The organism is Streptomyces sp. NPDC030222 (assembly GCF_055573115.1).
In genome coordinates this window covers 17,719-39,163 of the sequence record NZ_JBVICA010000027.1, presented here as the reverse complement: position 1 = coordinate 39,163, position 21,445 = coordinate 17,719, and the positions used below count along the sequence as shown (strand labels likewise).

The window sequence follows — 21,445 nt, the reverse complement described above, 5'->3', positions numbered from 1 at the left end:
CCCCGCGGCACAGTCGGCGGGCTCCCGAACGGGCACCTTCGGGCGGCATGTGACCAAGGACACAGCTTCGCACCCGTGTCCAGGTTGGCCGGTCCGGTTATTGCGCGTGCGCGCTGGGAAGTGCTTGCTGTGGCCGTTGGCGCATCCGTCAGATCGGCCCACCCAAGGGGGAGTTCTCCATGCAGAACCTGAAGCGCGCCGGTCGTAACGAACCGGAGCCTGTTGGTCACGTCGAACCGATCGACGGCGAGTCCGGACCGGACGCCTACGACACGTTCGAGATGTACCGGGTGATCTGCCCGGACTGCGCGCAGCCGATCGCGCTGCTCGCCGACGAGGACGAGCTGCCGGAGCACGCGCTGTGCCCGAGCCCGTGGAACCCGTTCGTCCTCACGGTGTGCGCCGGTACGGGCCGGCCGGCCGCCGACGCCGTTGCCGCGGACGACTCGCTGGAGGCCCAGGAGCAGGACACCGCCCTGCTGCTGACGCTGCCCCAGGGACTCGACTGGCGGACCCAGCCCTTCTCGCACGTCGGCGGCCCTGGCTCGCGCCCGATCAAGGTACCGCAGATGCGCCGCCGCGCCGCCTGAGGGAGCTGCGTCTCCGCACGGTGCGCCGTCCGGTCCGGTCCGCGGGGGCGACGACCCGGACCCCGTCGGAATACAGCACACGACACGGCAGAAGGGGCAGGCACCGCGGTGCCTGCCTGTTCTGCCGTGCGGTCATCGCGTCGCAGCGGCCGTGCACCCGTCGCGCCATGGTGCCGTCACACCACGAGGCCGACGCATCGTAGGTGGTCGCGTCCACCGCAGGGTCATCGCACGCCCCCGCGTACCGCGGGAACGCACGCACGAAATCACCGATGCGTGACCCGGAGCGCCCACGGACGTTGGCCGGGCATGAGCCTGTTGCACTCCGTGGTGAGCCCCAGGCGCCATGCGGCGGCGCCGTCAGAGGAATCGGTTCCGCATCCCTCCGACCCACCCATCTACGGCGAGTTGCTGCACCACTGGGCGTGTCTCGGCAGGACCCTGCCGGGGCGCCGCGACCTGGAGTGGGCCCGGCTCACGACGACCCCGGTGTGGCCGGGAAGGACCGGCTGGGTCACCGGCTCTCAGGTCCCGCGAGATGGCGGGCGATGACCATCCGCTGGATCTGGTTGGTGCCCTCGACGATCTGGAGCACCTTGGCCTCGCGCATGTAGCGCTCGGCCGGGAAGTCCGCGGTGTAGCCGTATCCGCCGAGCACCTGGACGGCGTCCGTGGTGACCCGCATGGCCGCGTCCGTGCAGAACAGCTTCGCCATGGCGGCTTCCTTGGAGAACGGGCGTCCGGCGTCACGCAGCCGGGCGGCGGCGAGATACAGGGACCGGCCGGCCTCGATCTGGGTGGCCATGTCGGCGAGCATGAACCGCAGGCCCTGGAAGTCGGCGATCGGGCGGCCGAACTGCCGCCGCTCGGTCGCGTATCCGACCGCCTGGTCCAGCGCCGCCTGGGCCACGCCGATCGCGCACGCCGCGATGCCGAGGCGGCCCGAGTCGAGCGCGGACAGGGCGATCGTGAAGCCCTGGCCCTCCTCGCCGATACGGCGGGCGTCGGGGATCCGGACCCCGTCGAAGTTCAGCTGGGCGGTGGGCGAGCCCTTCATGCCCATCTTCTTCTCGGGCGCCGCGGCGCTCAGGCCCTCGGCGTCGCCCGGGACGAGGAACGCGGTGATGCCCCGGGAGCCCTCACCGCCGGTGCGGGCCATCACGGTGTAGAAGTCGGCGATCCCGCCGTGCGTGATCCAGGCCTTGGTACCGGTGAGGACCCAGTCGTCACCGTCCCGCACCGCCTTGGTGCGCAGCGAGGCCGCGTCGGAGCCGGAGGCCGGCTCGGAGAGGCAGTAGGCGCCGAGGAGTCCGCCGCCGAGCATGGCGGGCAGGTGCTCCTCCCGCTGCTCCTTGGTGCCGTAGCCGGCGACGCCGTGGCAGGCGAGCGTGTGGACGCTGACGCCCAGGCCGACCGTGAGCCGGGCGGCGGCGAGCTCCTCCAGGACCTGGAGGTAGACCTCGTAGGGCTGGTCCCCGCCGCCGTGCGCGGAGTCGTACGGGAGGCCGAGGAGACCGGATTCGGAGAGCAGCCGGAAGGTCTCGCGCGGGAAGCGGCTCTCCGCCTCCTCCTCCGAGGCCTGGGGTGCGATCTCGCGATCCACGATGTCGCGTACCAGCGCGATGAGATCCCGGGACTCCTCGGTGGGCAACTGACGCTCCACCGGCTGCGGTGCACGGTCGGGCATTACGGCGCTCTCCTCCTTGTCGGGCGCTACGGCGGTCGCACGCGTCGGGTGTTGCGGCGACGCCGGGGGTCGAACAGCCCAGCCGATGGTTCCCTCCCGGGTCGCGGAAAGGGCACGTCAGCGGCTGCGGCGCGTCGAGTATGCCCGATCGTCGGCGCCCCGTCACGGGGTGCCGGTGACCGTTCGTGAGCGGGGCCGGGTCGGTCCGAACCATTGGCCCGGCTGGTCCGGATCATCCCCTGGCCTTCCCGCGACCCTTCCCACGATCCCGACACCGTTCCGCGTTCATGCCGCACGGTGCGGGTCGCACGGCACCCGCACGACCCGGTGCCGGGCCACGTGGATCCCTGCGGTCCACTTTGGGGGCTCGGTGGCGGCGACGCGAGCGGAGGGACCGGAAGGCACGGACCAGAGTGGAGGGACCGGACCGGGCGGACCGGACGGACCGATCAGCGCGATGGCCGGCGGACGGGGCCGGTCAGCGTGATCCAGTGGCCGGTCCGGCCGAGCGGGCCGGGCCCCAGTCGAGGTCCGGCGCCGGGCATTCCGGGACGTACTCCTCGATGGTGGCCAGCGTGGCGCGCAGGGTCCGCGCCAGCAGATCGCGGACCGCGCCTCGGGGCAGCACCGGGTTCCCGACCCATTCCAGGGTGACGCCTTCGACGCTGGTGACCCATCCCAGGAGCGCGAGCCGGGCCGTCGGCGGGACGTCCCTGCGGCCGTAGGCGCCCTCGGCGATGGTGGCGATCAGTTCCTCCCGCGTGGCGTCCCGGATGGCCTGGACCTCGGTGTCGAAGCCGACACCGCCGGCGACGATGGTGCGGAAGGCCGCCTGGTGGCGCTGTGCGTACCGGAGATAGCCCTCCACGGTGCGGTGCACCCGCTGGACGGGCGGCAGGTGCGTACCGGAGGCGGCGCGGGCGAGCAGATCGGCGACGGAGTCCTCGACGATCGCGAGGTAGTAGCCGCGCTTGCTCTTGAAGTAGTAGTACAGCAGCCCCTTGGCCACCCCGGCGCGCTGGGCGATGTCGTCCATCGACAAGGCGTCGTACGAGGTGTCGGCGAACAACGCGCGTCCGATCGCGAGGAGTTCGTTGCGACGCACCTGGGATCGTCCGGTCGCTCCACGCTGCTGAATGATATTCACTTGCGGGCCCTGGCCTCCGACTGGTTCGGGTCTCCTTCTGGAGGACCCGCAGTATGGCAGACCGCGGTCCCGCCGCTACATCAGTCCGGCCCGGGTGACGAACACGGCGAGCACGACGACGAGCGTCCAGCCGAGGACGTGCTCCAGCAGCTCGGGGCCCCTGTCGTCTGGACCGCCCGTGCGGGCGCGGAGGCGGAGGCGTGCCGCAATGGCCGTGGTCGCAGTCATGCCGACCACATTGCCAGCCGAACCGGACTTTCGAGGCGAGACGTTGGTCACGCCCCGGCCGGAGGACACTGCCGGGCCGGCCGGACCGCGTGATGACGGACGGGCCGGCATCGCCACCACCGGCGGGAGCCTGCTACACCGGAGTCGTGAACCCACCGACGCCGCTTCCCGGCACCGAACCCGAACCCGAGGAGGGGCGCCCCCGCGTCACCTGCCGGCTCTGCGGCCGGCCGCTCACCGACCGCGACGCCCGTCTCTACGGCCTCGGCCCCGACTGCCGTCGCAAGCTCCGGCACCGCACCGTGCCCGCACCCCCGCAGCACGACGTCGATCAGGACACCCTGCCCGGGCTGTGACCGGGCTCGTCTCGGACGAGCGGATCTCGCCCTCCCCGTGCAGGGGCCGGGCTCCCGAGGCGGAGGCCGGCCCCGGCACCGAGCGGCTCAGCCGGTCTCGACCTCCAGGAAACAGTCCAGGCGGTCGGGGGCGAACGACACACCAGTGCACGACGCGAGGGTGGCGAGGTGCTCCTCGCTCAGGGGGTAGGCGTCGATCAAGGCGTCGCCCGCCGACCTCCTGGTCCGCGGGAAGGGCGAGACCACCATCCGCCCCGGAGTCGACGCCAAGGGCTTCCACGGCGGTAACAGGATCCGGCCCGCCGGATCACCGTGGAGCGCCGCCGACGTCATCACGACGGGAGCGTTCGCCAAGGACGGGGTCCGCAACGACGTAGTGATCCGCTGGAGCGACGGCCACGTGAGCCGGTTCCGGAACGCGGAAGGCGCCGGAACACACGGAGAGGCACAGCCCGTCGGCTGACATGCAGACGAGAGCCCCGTCCCGGGGACCGGGGGAAACGGGAGGAACGGGAGGGGCTCTCGCGGTGCGTCAGCGGATGCCGACCGCGGCCAGCGCGGCCTTCTGGCGTGCACTGGGGAACGCCGGCCAGTAGAGGTAGCAGACCCCGCCGGTGCCCGAGACGACCTTGCCGCTCGCGTTGTAGCGCTTGGTCCGCAGCCAGATGTTCTCGAACTCCCGCCGCCGGTAGACCCGGCGGACCGACGGGTTGTCCGGGGAGGCGGGGTCGTTGGCGATCACGTCCCCCTGCTGTGTGAAGCCGATCACCGTCATCAGATGACCCGCGGTGCCGTATCCGGCGCCGGTCAGTTCCTCCTTGCGGAACGACTGGGACGTGATGGCCGGGATGCCGGCCGCGATCAGGGTCTCCAGGTCCGTCAGCGAGGACAGCCGGGTGACGACCGCGCTCATCTCCCGGTAGGTGGCCGCGTACGCGGCGTTGAAGGGCCAGTTGCCGCAGCCCCCGTACTGGCTGTCGTAGGTGAACCGGGCGGCGTGGCAGACCTGCGGGTCCTCGTAGGAGGGATCGACCCAGGCCAGGTCCGCCGCGGTGGGCCGGCGGCCCCAGTACTCGACGATCATCTGCGAGGAGGTGGGGCTGCACCAGGCCTCGCCGCCGTTGTCGTACTCCGGGTACTGGCCGATGTGGGTGTTCTGCGAGTAGCGCGGGACGGTCAGTTCCTTCGCGACGCCGGGACAGGACGCCGGGACGGTGAAGCGGTCCGGGACGTCCGAGGCCATCGCGCCCAGCCGCCACACGGTCGGGGTGAGGCCGCTCCCCGGCTTCCGGTGGAGGGTCAGCCGGAGCTGGTACGTGGCCACCCGCAGCCCGCTCCCCGGGTCGTCGACGGCGAGCGTGTCGGTCCACACCGTGCTCCTGCCGTCCTTCTGTCCGTCGACGGACGTGCGGCGGATGTCCCCGTCCCCGGCCGCCCACCGGCCCATGACGTACCAGGGGGTGTCGGTGCCGTCGGAGTACCGGCCGCGCAGTTCGGCCATGAGCCAGGTCCCGGCGGGGGTGTGCGCGTTCCAGGAGGCGACGACCTCGGTCGCGGGCACGGTGGCGGTGTGCACGGGCGAGGTCCAGGTGCCGTACTCCCAGGACGACGTCGTGCCGGTGTGCGGGTCGAGGTAGTCCGTGGTGCCCGCCGGGGTGCCGATCACCAGCCCGGGGCGGCGGCCGGCGACGGCGCGGGTCCCGGCCGCCGAGCCGCGGCGCCAGTCCTGGTACGAGGTCCAGCTGCGGTTGTCGACCGTGCGGGTGGCGGCGCGGGCCGCCGCGGCGGGCGCTGTCAGCGCCGCGGCCCCCGCGGCGGCGACTGCGGCGGCCAGCACGGTTCTGCGCGAGGCGTTTCCGGTCATGGTCGGGTACCCCCAGGCGGTGAGGACGGGGTGACGGATGCACGACGGTCGGGCCCACTATCGCGGTCGTGGCGCGCCCGGGCCAGCGCCCGCGCACGCGTCGCGCCCACCAATATTGGTCTCGGCCACTGGCGCGGCCTGCACCGCCGGGAACCGACGGCGATGAGCGTCCACGGGGCGGGGCAGCGGGCTGCGGTCCAGGTCCTGCCCGGGGCGGGCCGCGGACCGGGCCCCTAGGGTGGGCGCATGGACGATCTCGAAGAGCTCGCCGCGCAGCTCCGCGCCCTGCCGCCCTCCTGCGGTCCGGTGCGGCTGGTCGCCGTGGACGGGCACGCGGGGTCGGGGAAGAGCACCTTCGCCGCGCGGCTCGCGGACGCCCTGGGCGGGGCACCGGTGCTGCACCTCGACGATCTCGCCACGCACGAGGAGTTCTTCTCCTGGACCGGGCGTTTCCAGGCGCAGGTCACCGGTCCGCTGGCCCGGGGCGGGGAGGCCCGCTATCTGCCCTACGACTGGACGCTGCGATGTTTCGGCGCGGCCAGGGTCCTGGAGCCCGCGGACGTCGTCCTCGTCGAGGGGGTGGGTGCCGGCCGCCGGGCCCTGCGGCCGGACCTGGCCCGGCTCTTCTGGATGGAGGTGGACCCGGACACCTCCTGGGGGCGGGGCCGGCACCGGGACGGTGCGGGACTCTCCGTGTTCTGGGACGAGTGGACGGCGGAGGAGGTGCGGCACTTCGCGCAGGACCCTTCGCGCCCCTTCGCGCACTCTCTGGTGCGCCAGTTGCGGGAGGGGTACGAGGTGCTTCCCGGGCCTGGAGTGACGTCCGGCCCCAACCTGACCCTCACCGACCGTGACCGGCTTCGGGGACCGCGCGGAACCGGCGCAAAACCGCTCCCCTGAGTCGCCCAACTCCGCTTGACCCAGGGGCCGTACAGGTCTTACGTTCTCAATGTGCGGCTTTCCGGAGCCGCCGCAGACGCGGAGCCCCCGGTTGTTCCCCCGTGATCGGGGGCTTCGTTCTGCCCGGAGCACTTTCGCCCGTCCTCCCCGGGAGCCGTTCGCTCACCCAGGGTCACGGATCACCCGGCACTGCTCCCCCCGGCGCCCACCGCCGATCTCACGATCGCCCCGTTACGCACCCTTCGGCCGACACACCCCCCACGGGTACGATGCAGCCGGTGCGAACTGGGGAAGGCTGTCCTAGGCAGCGGCCAATTCCCGCTGACGACACGGCGGTTCATCGACATGGCGGTTCGGCAGGCCGCGTCGGGCGTGCGCCCGGCACGGCATGGGGGCACGGCTGGTGGGGGACGTGATGGATTTCGGCACGACGGGCATTCCGGCCCCGGCCGATCTCGCCTGGCTACGGGGCGTGGACGCCTACACGATGGGTGCCTACCCGCAGGCCGAGGAGGAGTTCAGGGCCGCCGTGCGGCTGGATCCGGGCATGGCCGACGGCTGGCTCGGACTGCACGCGCTGCGGGTGGACACAACGACCGCGCTGTTACGGATGTTCCGGCACCGGGACCGCTTCGGCGACCAGCGGGCCCGCCACCGTCGGACCCTCAACTCCTGGTACTGGCTGGGCTGGTGGGTGCAGCCGGTGCTGGAGAGTCCGCGCGACCTGCTGCTCGCACACGCCTCGCACTGGCTCGACGGACGGCACGTGCCGGAACTGGACCGCGCACTGGCCGGCCTGCCGCCCGTGGACACCGACCCTCAGGTGCGGTTCCTGCACGCCTGCCGGGCATACCTGGTCAAGGACTGGGACCAGCTGGTGCGGCACACCGAGCCGCTGGTCGACGACCCGATGCTGGGCATCGAGTCGGGCCTGTTCGGCGGCATGGCACGGGTGCGGCTGGAGATGTACGGGCAGGCCGAGCCGCTGCTGTCGACCGCCCTGATGCGCTGCCGCAGCGAACAGCCGCAGCGCAAGGAGCTGCGCTACTGGCTGGCCCGGGCCCACGAGGGGACCGGCCGTACCGCGGCCGCCCTGCCGCTGTACCGCGCGGTGCACCGGGTGGACCCCGCGTTCATGGACACCGCGGCCCGGCTCGCGGCGATCGCCGAAGGCGACGGGTACGACGACCCGACGGACCTCGCACCGGTGTCCCTCGGCGGCGTCGGCCAGGACGCGACGGCACAGGGCGGGGACCTCGATCCGCTGCTCGGCGCGGACCCGGCCGACGGGCGCGATCCCCGCATCGGCGGCGAGGCCCAGATGCCGTCCCCCGGCGGCACCGCTGGGCCCGCCCCCGTCCACGGCGTGCGGCAGAAGGCGGTGATCCCCGTGCAGCCGGCACCGCCGCCATTCCCCGCCGGGCCGACCGACCCGGCGCTGCTGGCCCAGGCGCTGGCGGAGCTGGAGCGCATGGTGGGACTGGAACCGGTGAAACGGCAGGTCAAGGCGCTGTCGGCGCAGCTGAACATGGCCCGGCTGCGGGCCGCGCAGGGCCTTCCGGTGCATCCCCCCAAACGTCACTTCGTCTTCTCCGGGCCATCCGGCACGGGGAAGACCACGGTCGCGAGGATCCTCGGGCGGGTGTTCTACGCCCTCGGGCTGCTCGGCGGGGAACATCTGGTCGAGGCCCAGCGGGCGGACCTGGTCGGCGAGTTCCTCGGCCAGACCGCGGTCAAGGCTAATGAACTGATCGACTCCGCTCTCGGCGGGGTGCTCTTCGTCGACGAGGCCTACAGCCTCTCCAACAGCGGCTACAGCAAGGGCGACGCCTACGGCGACGAGGCCCTCCAGGTGCTGCTCAAGCGCGCCGAGGACAACCGCGACCACCTCGTGGTGATCCTCGCCGGCTACCCGGAGGGCATGGACCGGCTGCTGGCCGCGAACCCGGGGCTGTCGTCGCGGTTCACGACCCGGGTGGACTTCCCTTCGTACCGGCCGCTGGAGCTGACCGCGATCGGCGAGGTACTGGCCGCCGACAACGGCGACGTGTGGGACGAGGAGGCCCTGGACGAGCTGCGCAGCATCAGCGGCCATGTGGTGGACCAGGGCTGGATCGACGAGCTCGGCAACGGCAGGTTCCTGCGCACCCTGTACGAGAAGAGCTGTGCCTACCGGGACCTGCGGCTCTCGACGTACCCCGGCACGCCGGGCCGGGACGACCTGTCCACGCTGCGGCTCCCCGATCTGATGCAGGCCTACGGCGAGGTGCTGTCGGGCCGCGGTCCCGAGGACCGCGGCCCGACGGCCCCGCCGGCGTACTAGGGGGTGTCCGGCCGGTCAGGGTCGGACACCCCCTAGCGTGCCAGTGCCTGGCGGGCGGGCTCCGGTTCGGGGCGGGGTTCGGACAGCCTGGGCACCAGCGGTGCTCCGGCTCGGTGGGCGGGGTCCCGGACCTCGCCCACGAGCATCTCCAGGACGTCCTCCAGGGCGACCAGGCCGAGGACCCGCCCGCCGGAGTCGATGACCTGCGCCAGATGGGTGGCGGCACGGCGCATCACGGTCAGGGCGTCGTCGAGCGGCAGCTCGGCCCGGAGCGTGGCGAGCGGCCGCCACAGGTGCTGGGGCACGGCCCGCTCCGCGTCCTCCGGTTCGAGGATGTCCTTGACGTGCACGAATCCCATGAAGGCACCGTTCTCCGCGCACACCGGGAACCGGGAGTAGCCCGTCCGTACGGTCAGCTCCTCGATCTGCCGGGGCGTGACGGACGGCTGGACGGTCACCAGGGAGGCCCGGTCCAGCAGGACGTCGGTGACCGGCCTGCTGCCCAGTTCGAGGGCGTCCTCCAGTCGTTCCTGCTCCTCCGGCTCCAGGAGTCCGGCCTGGCCGGAGTCCTCGACCAGCCGGTTCAGCTGCTCGCTGGTGAAGACGGCCTCCACCTCGTCCTTGGGCTCGACGCGGAACAGTCCGAGCACGAGCCGGGCACAGGCGCCGAGCACGGTCGTCACCGGACCGCACAGGCGTGCGAAGCCGACGAGGCCGGGCCCGAGCCATATGGCGGTCTTCTCGGGGGCCGCCATGGCGAGGTTCTTCGGGACCATCTCGCCGATCACCAAGTGGAGGAAGACCACCGCGGCGAGCGCGATCACATAGCCCAGAGGGTGGATCAGCCCCTCGGGCACGTGGACGGCGTGGAAGACGGGTTCCAGCAGCCCGGCGACGGTCGGTTCGGCGACGGCGCCCAGGGTCAGCGAGCAGACAGTGATGCCGAACTGCGCCGCGGCCATCATCCGGGGCAGGCCCTCCAGGCCGTGCAGCACCTGCCGGGCCCGTGCGGAGCCCGCGGCGGCGAGCGGCTCGATCTGGCTGCGGCGCACCGACACGAGGGCGAACTCCGCGCCCACGAAGAAGCCGTTGGCCAGGACCAACAACAGGGCGAAGATCAGCTGAACGGCGCTCACCGTGCGGCCTCCACGAGCTCATCGGCACCTGCGGTGCGCACCAGCCGGACGCGTTCGGCCCGGTACCTCTCGACCTGGCGCACCGAGAGACGCCAGCCGGGCAGTTCGGCCCGGTCGCCGGGGGCGGGGATGCGGCCGAGCAGGTCGGCGACGAGGCCTGCCACGGTCTCGTACGGGCCGTCGGGCACATCGAGGCCTATCCGCCGGAGGGTGAGGACGCGGCAGCTGCCGTCGGCATCCCATGCGGGGTGGCCGTCCTCGGCAGCGACGGCGGTGAGCTCGGGCCGTTCCGCACCCTCGTCGTCGTGCTCGTCACGGACTTCTCCGACGAGTTCCTCGACGATGTCCTCCAGGGTGACCACGCCGGCCGTGCCGCCGTACTCATCGACCACGACGGCGATCGGCTGCTCGCTGCGCAGCCGTTCCAGCAGCTGCCGCACCGGCAGGGTCTCGGGGACCAGCAGCGGCGGCACGGCGATCCGGCCGACGGGGGTGCGCATCCGCTCCTGCGGGACCACGGCCAGGGCGTCCTTGAGGTGGACCATGCCCACGATCTCGTCGATCCGGTCCCGGTAGACGGGGAAGCGGGAAAGGCCGGTGGCCCGGGTGAGGTTGAGCACGTCGGCGGCGGTGGCCGTGGACTGCAGGGCGCTGACCTTCACACGGGGCGTCATCGCGTGTTGTGCGGTGAGGTGCCCGAGCGACAGGGTGCGGACGAACAGATCGGCCGTGTCCTGCTCCAGGGCGCCCGCCCGGGCCGAGTGCCGGGCCAGGGAGACCAGTTCACCGGGGGTACGGGCGGAGGCCAGCTCCTCGGTGGGTTCCACGCCCAGGGCCCGGACGAGCCGGTTGGCGACGGCGTTGAGCAGCGCGATCACCGGCCGGAACAGCCGGGAGAAGGCGTTCTGCGGGCCGGCGACGAACCGGGCGACCTGCAGGGGCCGGGACACCGCCCAGTTCTTCGGGACGAGTTCGCCGACCACCATCTGGACGGCGGAGGCGAGCAGCATGCCTATCAGCACGCTCACTCCCGGTACGACGCCCTCGGGCAGGCCGGTGGCGGTGAGCGGGCCGTGCAGCAGGCCGGCCAGCGCGGGCTCGGCGAGCATACCGACGACCAGCGAGGTGATGGTGATGCCGAGCTGGGTGCCGGAGAGCTGGAAGGACAGCTCCTTGAGAGCCTCGACGACGGTCCGCGCACGGCGGTCGCCCTCGGCCGCGGCACGCTCCGCATCCGGCCGGTCCACGGTGACCAGGCCGAACTCGGCGGCCACGAAGAAGCCGTTCGCGAGGATCAGGAGGAATGCCGCGAAGAGCAGCAGCAGGGAGACGATCATGCCGCCGCCTCGGTGGAGGCAGCGGCGCAGGTACTACCGGACGATCCGTCCATTGCTGGAGGGAGTCACTCCTCGTGTCGCAGGAAGCCCCGCGGTCCGGCCGTCCGGAGTGTCGCGGGGCGGGACGCATGCTGCGTCCCGCCCACCAGAGTAGTCATTGCGATCGCCGCCGCAACGTCCCGTCCGCCTTGCGGGCGGGGCGGGGTTCACGCGCCGTCGCTGCCGGTGCCGTGGGTCTCGGCGAGGGCGCGCAGGGCACGGGCGTCGCGGATGGCGCGCTGCCTGCCGATGCCGGGCTGGATGCCGAGCGCGGGCAGGCTGGTGCCGTCACTGAGGTCGAGGAAGACCCAGGGATCGCCGGGGCGCAGATTGACCCGCAGGATCTCGGCCCAGGCGAGCCGCCGCCTGGTGGTGAGGTTCACCACGGTGACGCCGGTGTCGTCGGCGACCACCTTGGGGCGGCTCAGCAGGGCGAGCACGGCGGAGAACAGCAGTGCGGTGACGATGAAACTGGTCCGCTCCCCCGCGCTCAGCCGCTCCAGCAGCAGGGCGATCGCGGTGATGACCGCGAACATGGCCGCTCCCACGGTCAGCAGGACCGCCCGGGTGCGGGTGGGCCTGAAGGTGACGGGGAGGCCGGGGAGTTGGGGCTGGTGCGCGGGGGCGGACACGCGTGTGGTCCTTCCGTTCCGTGGGCTGCCGGTTCCGTGGGCGGTCGGTTCCCGCGGATCAGAGCCGGCAGGCGTGGATCTCGGTGGTGAGGATCGCGCGGGCACCCAGCTCGTACAGGTCGTCCATGATGCGCTGGGCCTCGCGGGCGGGGACCATGGCACGGACGGCGACCCAGCCCTCGTTGTGCAGCGGGGAGACCGTCGGGGACTCCAGGCCCGGGGTCAGGGCGACGGCCCGCTCCAGGTGCTCGGCGCGGCAGTCGTAGTCCATCATCACGTACGTCCTGGCCACCAGGACGCCCTGGAGGCGGCGCAGGAACTGCTGGACCTTCGGGTCGTCGACGCCCACGCCGGTACGGCGGATGACGACGGCCTCCGAGGTGAGGATGGGCTCGCCGATGACCTCGAGGCCGGCGTTGCGCAGGCTGGTGCCGGTCTCGACGACGTCCGCGATGATCTGGGCGACGCCCAGTTCGATCGCGGTCTCGACGGCGCCGTCGAGGTGGACCACGGAGGCGTCCACGCCCAGTTCGGCCAGGTGCTTGGCGACGATGCCCTCGTAGGACGTGGCGACCGTCTTGCCGCCGAAGTCCGCGGGGCCCTTGGCGGTGCCCGGCTTGGTGGCGTAGCGGAACGTCGAGCGTGCGAAGCCCAGCGGCAGGATCTCCTCGGCGTTGGCGCCGGAGTCCAGCAGCAGGTCCCGCCCGGTGATGCCGATGTCGAGGCGGCCGGAGCTGACGTAGATGGCGATGTCCCGCGGGCGCAGGTAGAAGAACTCGACCTCGTTGTCGGGGTCGACGAGCACCAGCTCTTTCGACTCCTTGCGCTGCTGGTAGCCCGCCTCATGGAGCATCTCCGACGCAGGTCCGGAGAGAGAACCCTTGTTGGGGACGGCGATGCGCAGCATGGGGGAGGTTCCTTTGTTCGCTTGGCGTGAGGTGCTGTGCGGAGCGGGAGGATCGTTGCGGTCGGGGGGTGGCTCAGAGGTGGGCGTAGACGTCGTCGAGCGAGATCCCGCGGGCGACCATCATCACCTGGACGTGGTACAGCAGCTGCGAGATCTCCTCGGCGGCGGCTTCCTTGCCCTCGTACTCGGCGGCCATCCACACCTCGGCGGCCTCCTCGACGACCTTCTTGCCGATGGCATGCACACCCTTGCCCACGAGCTCGGCGGTGCGGGACGTCGACGGGTCGCCGTTGGCGGCCTTGTGCTGGAGCTCGGTGAAGAGCTCTTCGAAGGTTTTGTTGGCCATGATGCTCTTAGAGTACGGGGTACCGGCCTCCACTCAGCGCCAGGGTTCGCTGACCGTGCGCAGTGTGGCAGCGGTGGCGACCGCGGCGGTGACGGCCTCGTGGCCCTTGTCCTCGTTGGATCCCTCCAGGCCGGCCCGGTCCAGGGCCTGCTCCTCGGTGTCACAGGTCAGCACGCCGAAGCCGATCGGGACGCCGGTCTCCACGGACACCTGGACCAGACCCTGGGTGACGCCCTGGCACACGTAGTCGAAGTGCGGGGTGCCTCCCCTGATGACGACGCCTAGTGCCACGACCGCGTCGTAGCCGCGCTGGGCGAGGACCTTCGCGACCACCGGCAGCTCGAAGCTGCCGGGGACGCGCAGGAGGGTCGGTTCGTCGATGCCCAGCTCGCGCAGAGCGCGCAGGGCGCCGTCCACGAGGCCGTCCATGACCTTGTCGTGCCACTGCGCCGCGACGACCGCGACGCGGAGGTCTCCGCAGTTGCGTACGGACAGTTCGGGTGCGCCCTTGCCGCTCACGTGTCTCCTCGATGTGCTGGTTCTCCCGGCCGCGGGTGCCGCCGTCGCCGGGGTCGATCTGGTTGCTGTTCTGCGGTTCGTGTCCGCGTTCTGCGGTTCGTCTCCGGTGCCGCCGGCCGGCTCCCGGTCGCCCGCCGGCCGGCATGCGTCGGTCGCCGTCGGCGGGCCCTCCGCGGTGCCGCGGGCCGGCTCCTACTGATTGGCGCAGGTCGACGCGGCGGCGGCCGCGTCGAGCCCGGGCAGGTCGTGGCCCATCCGGTCCCGCTTGGTGCGCAGGTACCGGAGGTTGTGCTCGCCCGCCTGGACGGGCATCGGCTCCCGTTCGGAGACCTTGAGGCCGTGCCGGACGAGGGCGGAGATCTTGTCGGGGTTGTTGGTCATCAGCCGCAGACTGCGGACACCGAGGTCGGCGAGGATCTGCGCACCGACCGCGTAGTCGCGGGCGTCCGCGGGCAGACCGAGTTCCAGGTTGGCGTCCAGCGTGTCGCGGCCTCGCTCCTGGAGTTCGTAGGCGCGCAGCTTGGACATCAGTCCGATGCCGCGTCCCTCGTGGCCGCGGAGGTAGACCACGACGCCGCGCCCCTCCTCGGCGATACGGTCCATGGACGCCTGGAGCTGCGGGCCGCAGTCGCAGCGCAGCGAGTGGAAGACGTCGCCGGTCAGGCATTCGGAGTGGACGCGGACGAGGATGTCCTCGCCGTGGCCGAGGTCGCCGTGGACGAGGGCGACGTGTTCGACGCCGTCGACCGTGGACCGGTAGCCGTACGCGGTGAAGTCGCCGGAGGCGGTCGGGAGGTTCACCGCGGCCTCGCGCCTGACCGTCGGCTCGGAGCTGCGACGGTAGGCGATCAGGTCCTCGATGGAGATGATCGTCAGGCCGTGCTTGCGGGCGAACGGGACCAGCTCGGGAAGGCGCAGCATCTCGCCGTCCTCACCGGCGATCTCGACGATCGCACCGGCCGGGCGCAGCCCCGCGAGCCGGGCGAGATCCACGGCGGCCTCGGTGTGGCCGTTGCGGACCAGGACGCCGCCCGGCTTGGCACGGAGCGGGAAGATGTGCCCCGGGCGCACGAAATCGGTGGGCTCGGCCTCACCGTTCGCCAGGAGCTGGAGGGTGGTGGCCCGGTCGGCGGCCGAGATACCGGTGCCCACACCGTGGGCGGCCGAGGCGTCGACGGAGACGGTGAACGCCGTACGCATCGACTCGGTGTTGTTCTCGACCATCTGGGGCAGCTGGAGCCGGTCGAGTTCGTCGCCTTCCATGGGCGCGCAGATCAGGCCCCGGCACTCGCTCATCATGAAGGCGACGATCTCGGGAGTGGCCTTCTCGGCGGCGACGACGAGGTCGCCCTCGTTCTCCCGGTCCTCGTCGTCGACCACGACGACGGGGCGGCCGGCGGCGATGTCCCGGATGGCCTGCTCGATCGGGTCGAGGGCGAGGGACTCGGTGTCCTCGGCGAACCAGGTGGGTGTCATGCGGCTGCTCCTTCCAGGGCGGGCTGGACGCTCGTACGGGAGCGCAGCCACCAGTCGCGCATCCCCCACAGGACGAGCGCGAAGTAGACGACGTAGACCAGGCCGGAGAAGGCGAGGCCGCTGCTGAAGGCCAGGGGGACGCCGACGAGGTCGACCAGGAGCCAGGCGAACCAGAACTCGACGAGGCCGCGGGCCTGGGCGAGCATCGCGACGAGGGTGCCGACGAAGATGTACGCGTCGGCCCAGGGGCTCCACGACAGCGTCGGGTAGAGGGTGAAGAGCCCGCCGACCGCGAGGGTGCCGAGGATCGCACCGCCGGCCAGGGCGGCTCGTTCGCGCCAGGAGGCGAACCGTACGGCGATGGAGCCGTCCTGTGCCTGCTGCTTGCCCTGCTGCCACTGCCACCAGCCCCACAGGGCGACACCGATGACCAGGAGCTGCTTGCCGACACCGCCGCCGAGCTGGGCGGAGGCGTACGCGGCGACGAGGATGACGCCGGACAGGAGCTGCGCGGGCCAGGTCCAGATGGAGCGGCGCCAGCCGAGGGCGAGGGCGACCAGACCGACCGCGTTGCCGATCATGTCGGACCACAGGATGTGCTGGCCGAAGGCCGTGAAGGCCTCGGCGTTGAGCCAGTCGAGGGCGCTCACCGGCCGGCCTCCTCGGTGCGCGCGCCGAGCAGCCGCTCGACGTACTTGGCGATGACGTCGACCTCGAGGTTGACCGGGTCGCCGGGCTGCTTGATGCCCAGCGTGGTCAGCGCGAGGGTGGTGGGGATGAGGCTGATGGTGAAGTGGTCGGAGCCCGCGTCGACGACGGTCAGGCTGACGCCGTCGACGGTGATGGAACCCTTCTCGACGACGTAGCGGGTCAGCTCGGCGGGGAGGGAGATCTTGACGATCTCCCAGTTGTCGGAGGGCGTGCGCTCCAGGACGGTGCCGGTGCCGTCGACGTGGCCCTGCACGATGTGGCCGCCGAGCCGCCCGCCGACGGCCATGGGCCGTTCGAGGTTCACGCGGGATCCGGGGGCGAGTGCGCCGAGGCTGGACCGCTTGAGGGTCTCGGCCATCACGTCGGCGGTGAACTCGCCGTCGGCGGTGTCGACGACGGTGAGGCAGACGCCGTTCACGGCGATGGAGTCGCCGTGCTTGGCTCCGTCGGTGACGACGGGGCCGCGGAGGCGGAAGCGGGAGGCGTCGCCGAGGTCCTCGACGGCGGTGACCTCGCCCAGTTCTTCGACGATTCCGGTGAACACTCAGTGCTCCTTGGCTGTGGTGGCGGCGGACGTGAGGGTGATGCGCAGATCGGGGCCGATGCGGACGGCTTCGGTCATCTCGAGCCGCAGCGCTTCGGTGATGGTGTGGATCCCGGCGTCGGCGAGGGCGCTCGGGCCCGCTCCGAGCAGGACGGGCGCGAGATAGCCGACGACCTGGTCGACGGCGCCCGCGGCGACGAAGGCGGCGGCCAGCGTGGGCCCGCCTTCGAGTAGCACGGACCGGACTCCGCGGTCGTACAGGACGGTCAGGAGTGCCGGGATGTCGACGCCGGCGGCGGTGCGGGGCAGCCGTACGACGTCCACCCCGGAGAGGTGGTCGGTGACGGCGTCCTCGGCGACGGCGACCAGAGTGGGTGCGGCGTCGTCGAGGACCCGCGCGCCGGGCCGGACGGCGTCGGCACGGGTGTCGACGACGACCCGGAGCGGCTGGACGGCGTCGTCGACGCCGCGCACGGCGAGGTGCGGGTCGTCGGTGCGGGCGGTGCCGGAGCCGACGAGTACGGCGTCGGCCTGGGCGCGCAGCCGGTGGACGTCCGCGCGGGACTCGGCGGAGGTGATCCAGCGGCTGGTGCGGTCCGCGGCGGCGATGCGGCCGTCGAGGGTGGCGGCGTACTTCCACACGACGTGGGGGCGGCCGAGGCGGACGGAGGTCAGCCAGGCGATGTTCCCGGCCTCCGCTTCCGCGGCGAGCAGCCCGGACTCCACCTCGATGCCGGCCGCGCGGAGCGTGGCGGCGCCACCGGTGGCCCGCTGGTCGGGGTCGGCGACCGCGTAGACGACCCGACTGACGCCGGCGTCGATGAGCGCCTGCGCGCAGGGGCCGGTGCGGCCGGTGTGGTTGCAGGGTTCGAGGGTGACGAAGGCGGTGCCGCCACGGGCCAGTACGCCCGCTGCGCGCAGCGCGTGGATCTCCGCGTGCGGTCCCCCGGCGCGCTCGTGGAAGCCTTCGCCGACGGGCTCGCCGGAGGCGTCGAGGACGACGCATCCGACGACGGGGTTGGGGCTGGTGGAGCCGAGTCCGCGGGCGGCGAGCCCGATGGCTCGGCGCATGGCGTGCATGTCGGCTGTGGTGGCCACCGGGTCCTCCTGCCTCTTCGGGCACGGACTCCGGGGCTGTCGATGACGACAGAAAGCGGGAAACGCACACGGGGATACGTACGGCCGAGAGGACCGATCGCCGGGTACGACGATCAGCCGACGGCCGGCATGGCCCGTGAAGGCCGCCCGCCGCGCACTGCCTCCCATCCGGACTTTAACCGTCGGTCCAGGAATTTCACCTGGTCAACCGGCCGCTGGATGCGGACGGGTCGCGGACTGTAACCGCCGGTTCGGAATTACACCGACCCCGGAGTGCGCTGCTGCTGGTACAGGGTCAGTCTGCCACGCCCCGCGTGAAGCCATGCCGGTGATTCCCTGTGGACTGCCTCACAGAGGGCGATCGCACGATCGCACCGGGCCCGGACGGGGTCCCCGTCCGGGCCCATGACCCGGTGATCCGGTCCCGTCGGGCTCTGACAGGCTGGGGGCGTGATCACATCGGACGTCGACGAGTTCGAGGAACAGCGCCCCCGCCTGTTCGGCCTCGCCTACCGCATGCTGGGCTCGGCCGGCGAGGCCGAGGACACCGTCCAGGACGCCTTCGTGCGGTGGAGCGGGGCCGACCGCGCCGGCATCGGACAGCCCTCCGCATGGCTGGCGAAGGTGGTGACCAACCTCTGCCTGAACCGCCTCACCTCCGCCCGGGCGCGCCGTGAGGTGTATCCGGGTCCATGGCTGCCCGAGCCGGTGATCACCTCGGGCGGGGCCCTCGGGCCGCTGGAGTCCGCCGAGCAGCGCGACGCGGTGTCGTTGGCCCTGCTGGTGCTGCTCGAACGGCTCACCCCGTCGGAACGGGCCGTGTACGTGCTGCGCGAGGCCTTCGCGTACAGCCACCGGGAGATCGCGCAGCTGCTGGAACTCTCCGAGGCCAACTGCCGCCAGCTGCACCGCAGGGCCGGGCAGCGGGTGGCCGCGGAACGCCCGCGCTTCGAGGCCGCGTCCGAGCAGTGGCGGACGCTGGTCGAGAGCTTCCTCGCCGCGGCCCGGGAGGGCGACCTCGCCGGGCTGGAAAGGCATCTCGCCGAGGACGTGACCTACTGGTCGGACGGCGGAGGCATGGTCGGCGCCGCACTCCGCCCGGTCCTCGGCCGCGACAAGGTGGCCCGCCTGCTGGCGGGCGGCATGCGGCGGTTCTCGGCGGGCCTGGACTTCTCCTTCGCCGAGGTCAACGGCGCACCGGCGTTCCTGGTGCGGGCCGGGGACGTGCTCGCCGGGATCATGGTTCCGGAGATCGTGGACGGCCTGGTCACAGGCGTGCGCATGGTGGTCAGTCCCGCGAAACTGGAATTCGCCGCCCGGCAGTTGTCACGGATGGAGGGCCTGTCCGGTTCATAGCGGGTGACCGACGTTCCCGTCCGGAAGGGACTGATCCTGCGATGACCACGATTCTGGTGACCGGTGGTACCGGCACGCTCGGCCGTCCGCTGTGCGACCGGCTGCGGTCGGAGGGACACGACGTGCGGGTGCTGAGCAGGCACGCTCCGCCGTACGCCGTCGACCTGGTCGAGGGCACCGGCCTGGACGCGGCCGTCGAGGGCGCCGACGCGATCGTCCACTGCGCGTCGTCCCCGCGCGGCGGGGACGACGAGGCGGCCCGCAACCTCGTGGCGGCCGCGCGCCGGGCCGACGTGGGCCATCTGGTCTACATCTCGATCGTCGGGGTCGACCGGGTCCCGCTTCCCTACTACCGGACGAAACTCCGGGTCGAGAAGATCGTCGAGGAGTCCGGGGTCCCGTGGACGATCCTGCGGACCACCCAGTTCCACGACCTGGTGTCCCGGATCCTCGACGCGATGGCGAAGTCCCCCGTGATGCCGTTTCCCGACTGCCCGGTCCAGCCTGTGGAGACCGCGGAGGTCGCCGGACGCCTCGCCGAGCTGGCGCTCGCGGCACCGGCCGGCCGCGTCCCCGGGATGGGCGGCCCGGCGGTACGGACGTTCCGCGAACTGGCCCGCGTCCTGCTCGCCGCGAGCGGGCGGAGGCGGCTCCTGCTGCCGGTCCGCCTCCCGGGCAGGACGTTCGCGGCGTTCCGCGCCGGCGGCCATCTCACCCCCGAACGGGCCGTCGGGAAGGCGACGTTCGAGGACTTCCTCGCCGGGCGGACGGCCGCCCGGCGCTGAGCCGACGCCGGCGGCGGTCCCGGGGTTCTCCGTCCGGGAGGCATCGGCCCCTGGCGGGCGGGAAGCAGTAGCGGGACCGGACGTGCTCCCGGCCAGCCGTCACACCCCCACCGGAACCGGGACACATCCCCGGCCGGGCGTCACACCCCTGCCGGAGCCGGAACACGCCCCCGGCCGGGCGTCACACCCCTGCCGGAACCGGGACACATCCCCGGCCGGGCGTCACACCCCTGCCGGAGCCGGAACACGCCCCCGGCCAAGCGTCACACCCGCACCGGAGCCGCCGCGGTGGAGAAGAGGTCGTCCTGGGCCGCGTCACGCGCGGCGAGCAGGGCTCCGCGCAGGACCGCGGATCCACCCAGGGCGCCGGCGCGGACCTCGGTACGGAGCGGGGACAGTGCGGCGGCTCGCTCCTCGACCCGGGCGGCGAGCGCCGTACCGCCCGCGTGGCCGAGCTCGCCGCCGAGGACGACGAGGCCGGGGTCCAGCACGGCCGTGACGGCCGCGGTCGCGAGGGCCAGCCGTTCTGCCAGCGCGTCCAGGAAGGCGGCACCGTGGGAGCCCTCCGTGGCCGCCTCCCGCACGGCCTGCTCCGGATCGCCGTCGAGGCCGTACCGGACGGCCAGTTCCCGGACGGCGGCCGCCGACGCGAGCGAGTGGAAACCGCCGCCGCAGTCCGTGGCCGAGGGCAGGCCGACGGTGCCCGGCACGGGCAGGAAGCCGATCTCGCCGGCCCCGCCCGAGGCGCCGCGGCGCAGCCGGCCTCCGAGGACCACCGCAGCACCGACGCCCTGGCCGAGCCACAGCAGCACGAAGTCGTCGCGTCCCCGGGCAGCGCCGGCGCGCTGCTCGGCGACGGCAGCGAGGTTGGTCTCGTTCTCCACCAGCACGGATGCGGGGAGACGCTCCTGGAGGACGGGGACGAGCCGGCGATGCCAGGCGGGCAGGCCGCTGGAGTCGCGGAGTTCGCCCGTGACCGGGTCGATCAGTCCGGGCGCCCCGATCCCGACGCTGTGCAGCTGTCGGACCCCCGCCTCGCGCACGGTGCGTTCGAGGAGGTCGACGGCCTGCTCGACGGCGGGTCCGGTTCCCAGTTCGGCGCCGATGGGCACGGCCGCCTCGGCGAGCGTCGCACCCAGCAGGTCGGCGACGACCACGGCGACCCCGTGGGTGCGGACGTCGAGCGCGGCCAGGTGGGCCCGGTCGGCGACGATCCCGTAGAGGCGGGCGTTGGGGCCCCGGCGTTCGGCTCCCGATTCGCCGACGATCCGGACGAGACCACTGCTCTGGAGCCGTTCCACGAGGTCGGCGACCGTGGGCCGGGACAGGCCGGTGAGCTTCTTCAGCTGACCTGCCGTCAACGGGCCTTCCTGCTGGAGCAGTTGCAGGGCCATCCGGTCGTTGATGGCCCGGGCGGTGCTCGGTGATGCGGGCATGCCGGGAATCCTTCCAGATCGAGCCGGA

At 72.5% G+C, this 21,445-nt stretch carries 22 protein-coding genes and 1 riboswitch; of the genes, 6 read left to right on the top strand and 16 right to left on the bottom strand.

Translation table 11 applies throughout. The annotated features are described in order from the left end of the window. The first annotated feature begins 179 nt into the window (after positions 1 to 179). Entirely contained in the window at positions 180 to 590 is a 411-nt protein-coding gene (locus tag ACZ4Z5_RS29625; protein WP_468268420.1) for a hypothetical protein, read from the top strand. Positions 591 to 1,104: 514 nt separating this feature from the next. On the opposite strand, the gene ACZ4Z5_RS29620 is transcribed toward ACZ4Z5_RS29625, so the two are convergent. The 3 genes from ACZ4Z5_RS29620 to ACZ4Z5_RS29610 all read right to left on the bottom strand — a co-directional run bounded on the left by ACZ4Z5_RS29620 (position 1,105) and on the right by ACZ4Z5_RS29610 (position 3,652). Continuing rightward, positions 1,105 to 2,277: an acyl-CoA dehydrogenase family protein gene (locus ACZ4Z5_RS29620; protein ID WP_468268417.1), complete on the bottom strand. Its 1,173-nt coding sequence runs from the start codon at positions 2,275 to 2,277 to the stop codon at positions 1,105 to 1,107. Positions 2,278 to 2,755: 478 nt separating this feature from the next. After that, positions 2,756 to 3,424, bottom strand: a complete 669-nt coding sequence (locus tag ACZ4Z5_RS29615; protein ID WP_468268415.1) for a TetR/AcrR family transcriptional regulator — start codon at positions 3,422 to 3,424, stop codon at positions 2,756 to 2,758. Positions 3,425 to 3,499: 75 nt separating this feature from the next. Further along, on the bottom strand, positions 3,500 to 3,652 hold the full coding sequence (locus ACZ4Z5_RS29610) for an SCO1431 family membrane protein (protein ID WP_468268412.1): 153 nt from the start codon (positions 3,650 to 3,652) through the stop codon (positions 3,500 to 3,502). A 146-nt stretch (positions 3,653 to 3,798) separates the two neighbouring features. Here ACZ4Z5_RS29610 and ACZ4Z5_RS29605 point away from each other — a divergent pair, with 146 nt between their 5' ends. Then, a complete protein-coding gene (locus tag ACZ4Z5_RS29605; protein ID WP_468268409.1) occupies positions 3,799 to 4,008 on the top strand; it encodes a DUF6011 domain-containing protein in 210 nt (69 codons plus the stop codon). Positions 4,009 to 4,095: 87 nt separating this feature from the next. Here the strand turns inward: ACZ4Z5_RS29605 and ACZ4Z5_RS29600 are convergent, their stop codons facing one another. After that, the gene (locus ACZ4Z5_RS29600; protein WP_468268406.1) at positions 4,096 to 4,362 is read right to left on the bottom strand and encodes a hypothetical protein; all 267 of its coding nucleotides are present in this window, start codon (positions 4,360 to 4,362) and stop codon (positions 4,096 to 4,098) included. 178 nt (positions 4,363 to 4,540) lie between these two features. Continuing rightward, positions 4,541 to 5,872: a peptidase C39 family protein gene (locus ACZ4Z5_RS29595; RefSeq protein WP_468268403.1), complete on the bottom strand. Its 1,332-nt coding sequence runs from the start codon at positions 5,870 to 5,872 to the stop codon at positions 4,541 to 4,543. Positions 5,873 to 6,118: 246 nt separating this feature from the next. Here ACZ4Z5_RS29595 and ACZ4Z5_RS29590 point away from each other — a divergent pair, with 246 nt between their 5' ends. Both ACZ4Z5_RS29590 and ACZ4Z5_RS29585 read left to right on the top strand, forming a co-directional pair. Beyond that, positions 6,119 to 6,772 carry a uridine kinase family protein gene (locus tag ACZ4Z5_RS29590; RefSeq protein WP_468268400.1) on the top strand — a complete coding sequence of 218 codons (654 nt, stop codon included), beginning with the start codon at positions 6,119 to 6,121 and terminating at the stop codon, positions 6,770 to 6,772. Positions 6,773 to 7,187: 415 nt separating this feature from the next. Beyond that, positions 7,188 to 9,095: an AAA family ATPase gene (locus ACZ4Z5_RS29585; protein WP_468268540.1), complete on the top strand. Its 1,908-nt coding sequence runs from the start codon at positions 7,188 to 7,190 to the stop codon at positions 9,093 to 9,095. A 32-nt stretch (positions 9,096 to 9,127) separates the two neighbouring features. Here ACZ4Z5_RS29585 and ACZ4Z5_RS29580 read toward each other — a convergent pair whose 3' ends face one another. From ACZ4Z5_RS29580 to ribD, 10 genes are all read right to left on the bottom strand, one after another. After that, positions 9,128 to 10,231, bottom strand: coding sequence for a hemolysin family protein (locus tag ACZ4Z5_RS29580; protein ID WP_468268397.1), 1,104 nt, complete (start codon positions 10,229 to 10,231; stop codon positions 9,128 to 9,130). Next, positions 10,228 to 11,568: a hemolysin family protein gene (locus ACZ4Z5_RS29575; RefSeq protein WP_468268394.1), complete on the bottom strand. Its 1,341-nt coding sequence runs from the start codon at positions 11,566 to 11,568 to the stop codon at positions 10,228 to 10,230. Before ACZ4Z5_RS29575 ends, ACZ4Z5_RS29580 begins: the two co-directional genes overlap by 4 nt. Positions 11,569 to 11,774: 206 nt before the next feature. Further along, entirely contained in the window at positions 11,775 to 12,239 is a 465-nt protein-coding gene (locus ACZ4Z5_RS29570; RefSeq protein WP_468268391.1) for a PH domain-containing protein, read from the bottom strand. Positions 12,240 to 12,297: 58 nt separating this feature from the next. Next, complete coding sequence (hisG, locus tag ACZ4Z5_RS29565; RefSeq protein WP_468268388.1) at positions 12,298 to 13,146, bottom strand: ATP phosphoribosyltransferase; 849 nt, start codon at positions 13,144 to 13,146, stop codon at positions 12,298 to 12,300. Between the two features lie 73 nt (positions 13,147 to 13,219). Beyond that, complete coding sequence (locus tag ACZ4Z5_RS29560; protein WP_468268385.1) at positions 13,220 to 13,492, bottom strand: phosphoribosyl-ATP diphosphatase; 273 nt, start codon at positions 13,490 to 13,492, stop codon at positions 13,220 to 13,222. A gap of 33 nt (positions 13,493 to 13,525) precedes the next feature. After that, positions 13,526 to 14,011, bottom strand: coding sequence for a 6,7-dimethyl-8-ribityllumazine synthase (gene ribH / locus ACZ4Z5_RS29555; protein ID WP_468268382.1), 486 nt, complete (start codon positions 14,009 to 14,011; stop codon positions 13,526 to 13,528). A gap of 192 nt (positions 14,012 to 14,203) precedes the next feature. Next, positions 14,204 to 15,487, bottom strand: a complete 1,284-nt coding sequence (locus ACZ4Z5_RS29550; RefSeq protein WP_468268379.1) for a bifunctional 3,4-dihydroxy-2-butanone-4-phosphate synthase/GTP cyclohydrolase II — start codon at positions 15,485 to 15,487, stop codon at positions 14,204 to 14,206. Further along, the gene (locus ACZ4Z5_RS29545; protein WP_468268376.1) at positions 15,484 to 16,137 is read right to left on the bottom strand and encodes a nicotinamide mononucleotide transporter family protein; all 654 of its coding nucleotides are present in this window, start codon (positions 16,135 to 16,137) and stop codon (positions 15,484 to 15,486) included. The genes ACZ4Z5_RS29550 and ACZ4Z5_RS29545 overlap by 4 nt, the downstream gene beginning before the upstream one ends. Then, entirely contained in the window at positions 16,134 to 16,742 is a 609-nt protein-coding gene (locus tag ACZ4Z5_RS29540; RefSeq protein ID WP_468268373.1) for a riboflavin synthase, read from the bottom strand. The genes ACZ4Z5_RS29545 and ACZ4Z5_RS29540 overlap by 4 nt, the downstream gene beginning before the upstream one ends. Next, positions 16,743 to 17,840 carry a bifunctional diaminohydroxyphosphoribosylaminopyrimidine deaminase/5-amino-6-(5-phosphoribosylamino)uracil reductase RibD gene (gene ribD, locus ACZ4Z5_RS29535; protein WP_468268370.1) on the bottom strand — a complete coding sequence of 366 codons (1,098 nt, stop codon included), beginning with the start codon at positions 17,838 to 17,840 and terminating at the stop codon, positions 16,743 to 16,745. Positions 17,841 to 17,990: 150 nt separating this feature from the next. Further along, positions 17,991 to 18,121, bottom strand: a riboswitch (FMN riboswitch). 169 nt (positions 18,122 to 18,290) lie between these two features. Between ribD and ACZ4Z5_RS29530 the strand changes: the two genes are divergently transcribed. Further along, entirely contained in the window at positions 18,291 to 19,196 is a 906-nt protein-coding gene (locus ACZ4Z5_RS29530; RefSeq protein WP_468268367.1) for an RNA polymerase sigma-70 factor, read from the top strand. A gap of 41 nt (positions 19,197 to 19,237) precedes the next feature. Further along, positions 19,238 to 19,981, top strand: a complete 744-nt coding sequence (locus ACZ4Z5_RS29525; RefSeq protein WP_468268364.1) for an SDR family oxidoreductase — start codon at positions 19,238 to 19,240, stop codon at positions 19,979 to 19,981. Positions 19,982 to 20,244: 263 nt separating this feature from the next. On the opposite strand, the gene ACZ4Z5_RS29520 is transcribed toward ACZ4Z5_RS29525, so the two are convergent. Beyond that, positions 20,245 to 21,417 (bottom strand): ROK family transcriptional regulator, encoded by a 1,173-nt coding sequence (locus ACZ4Z5_RS29520; RefSeq protein WP_468268361.1) that lies wholly within the window; start codon positions 21,415 to 21,417, stop codon positions 20,245 to 20,247. Positions 21,418 to 21,445: the final 28 nt, after the last annotated feature.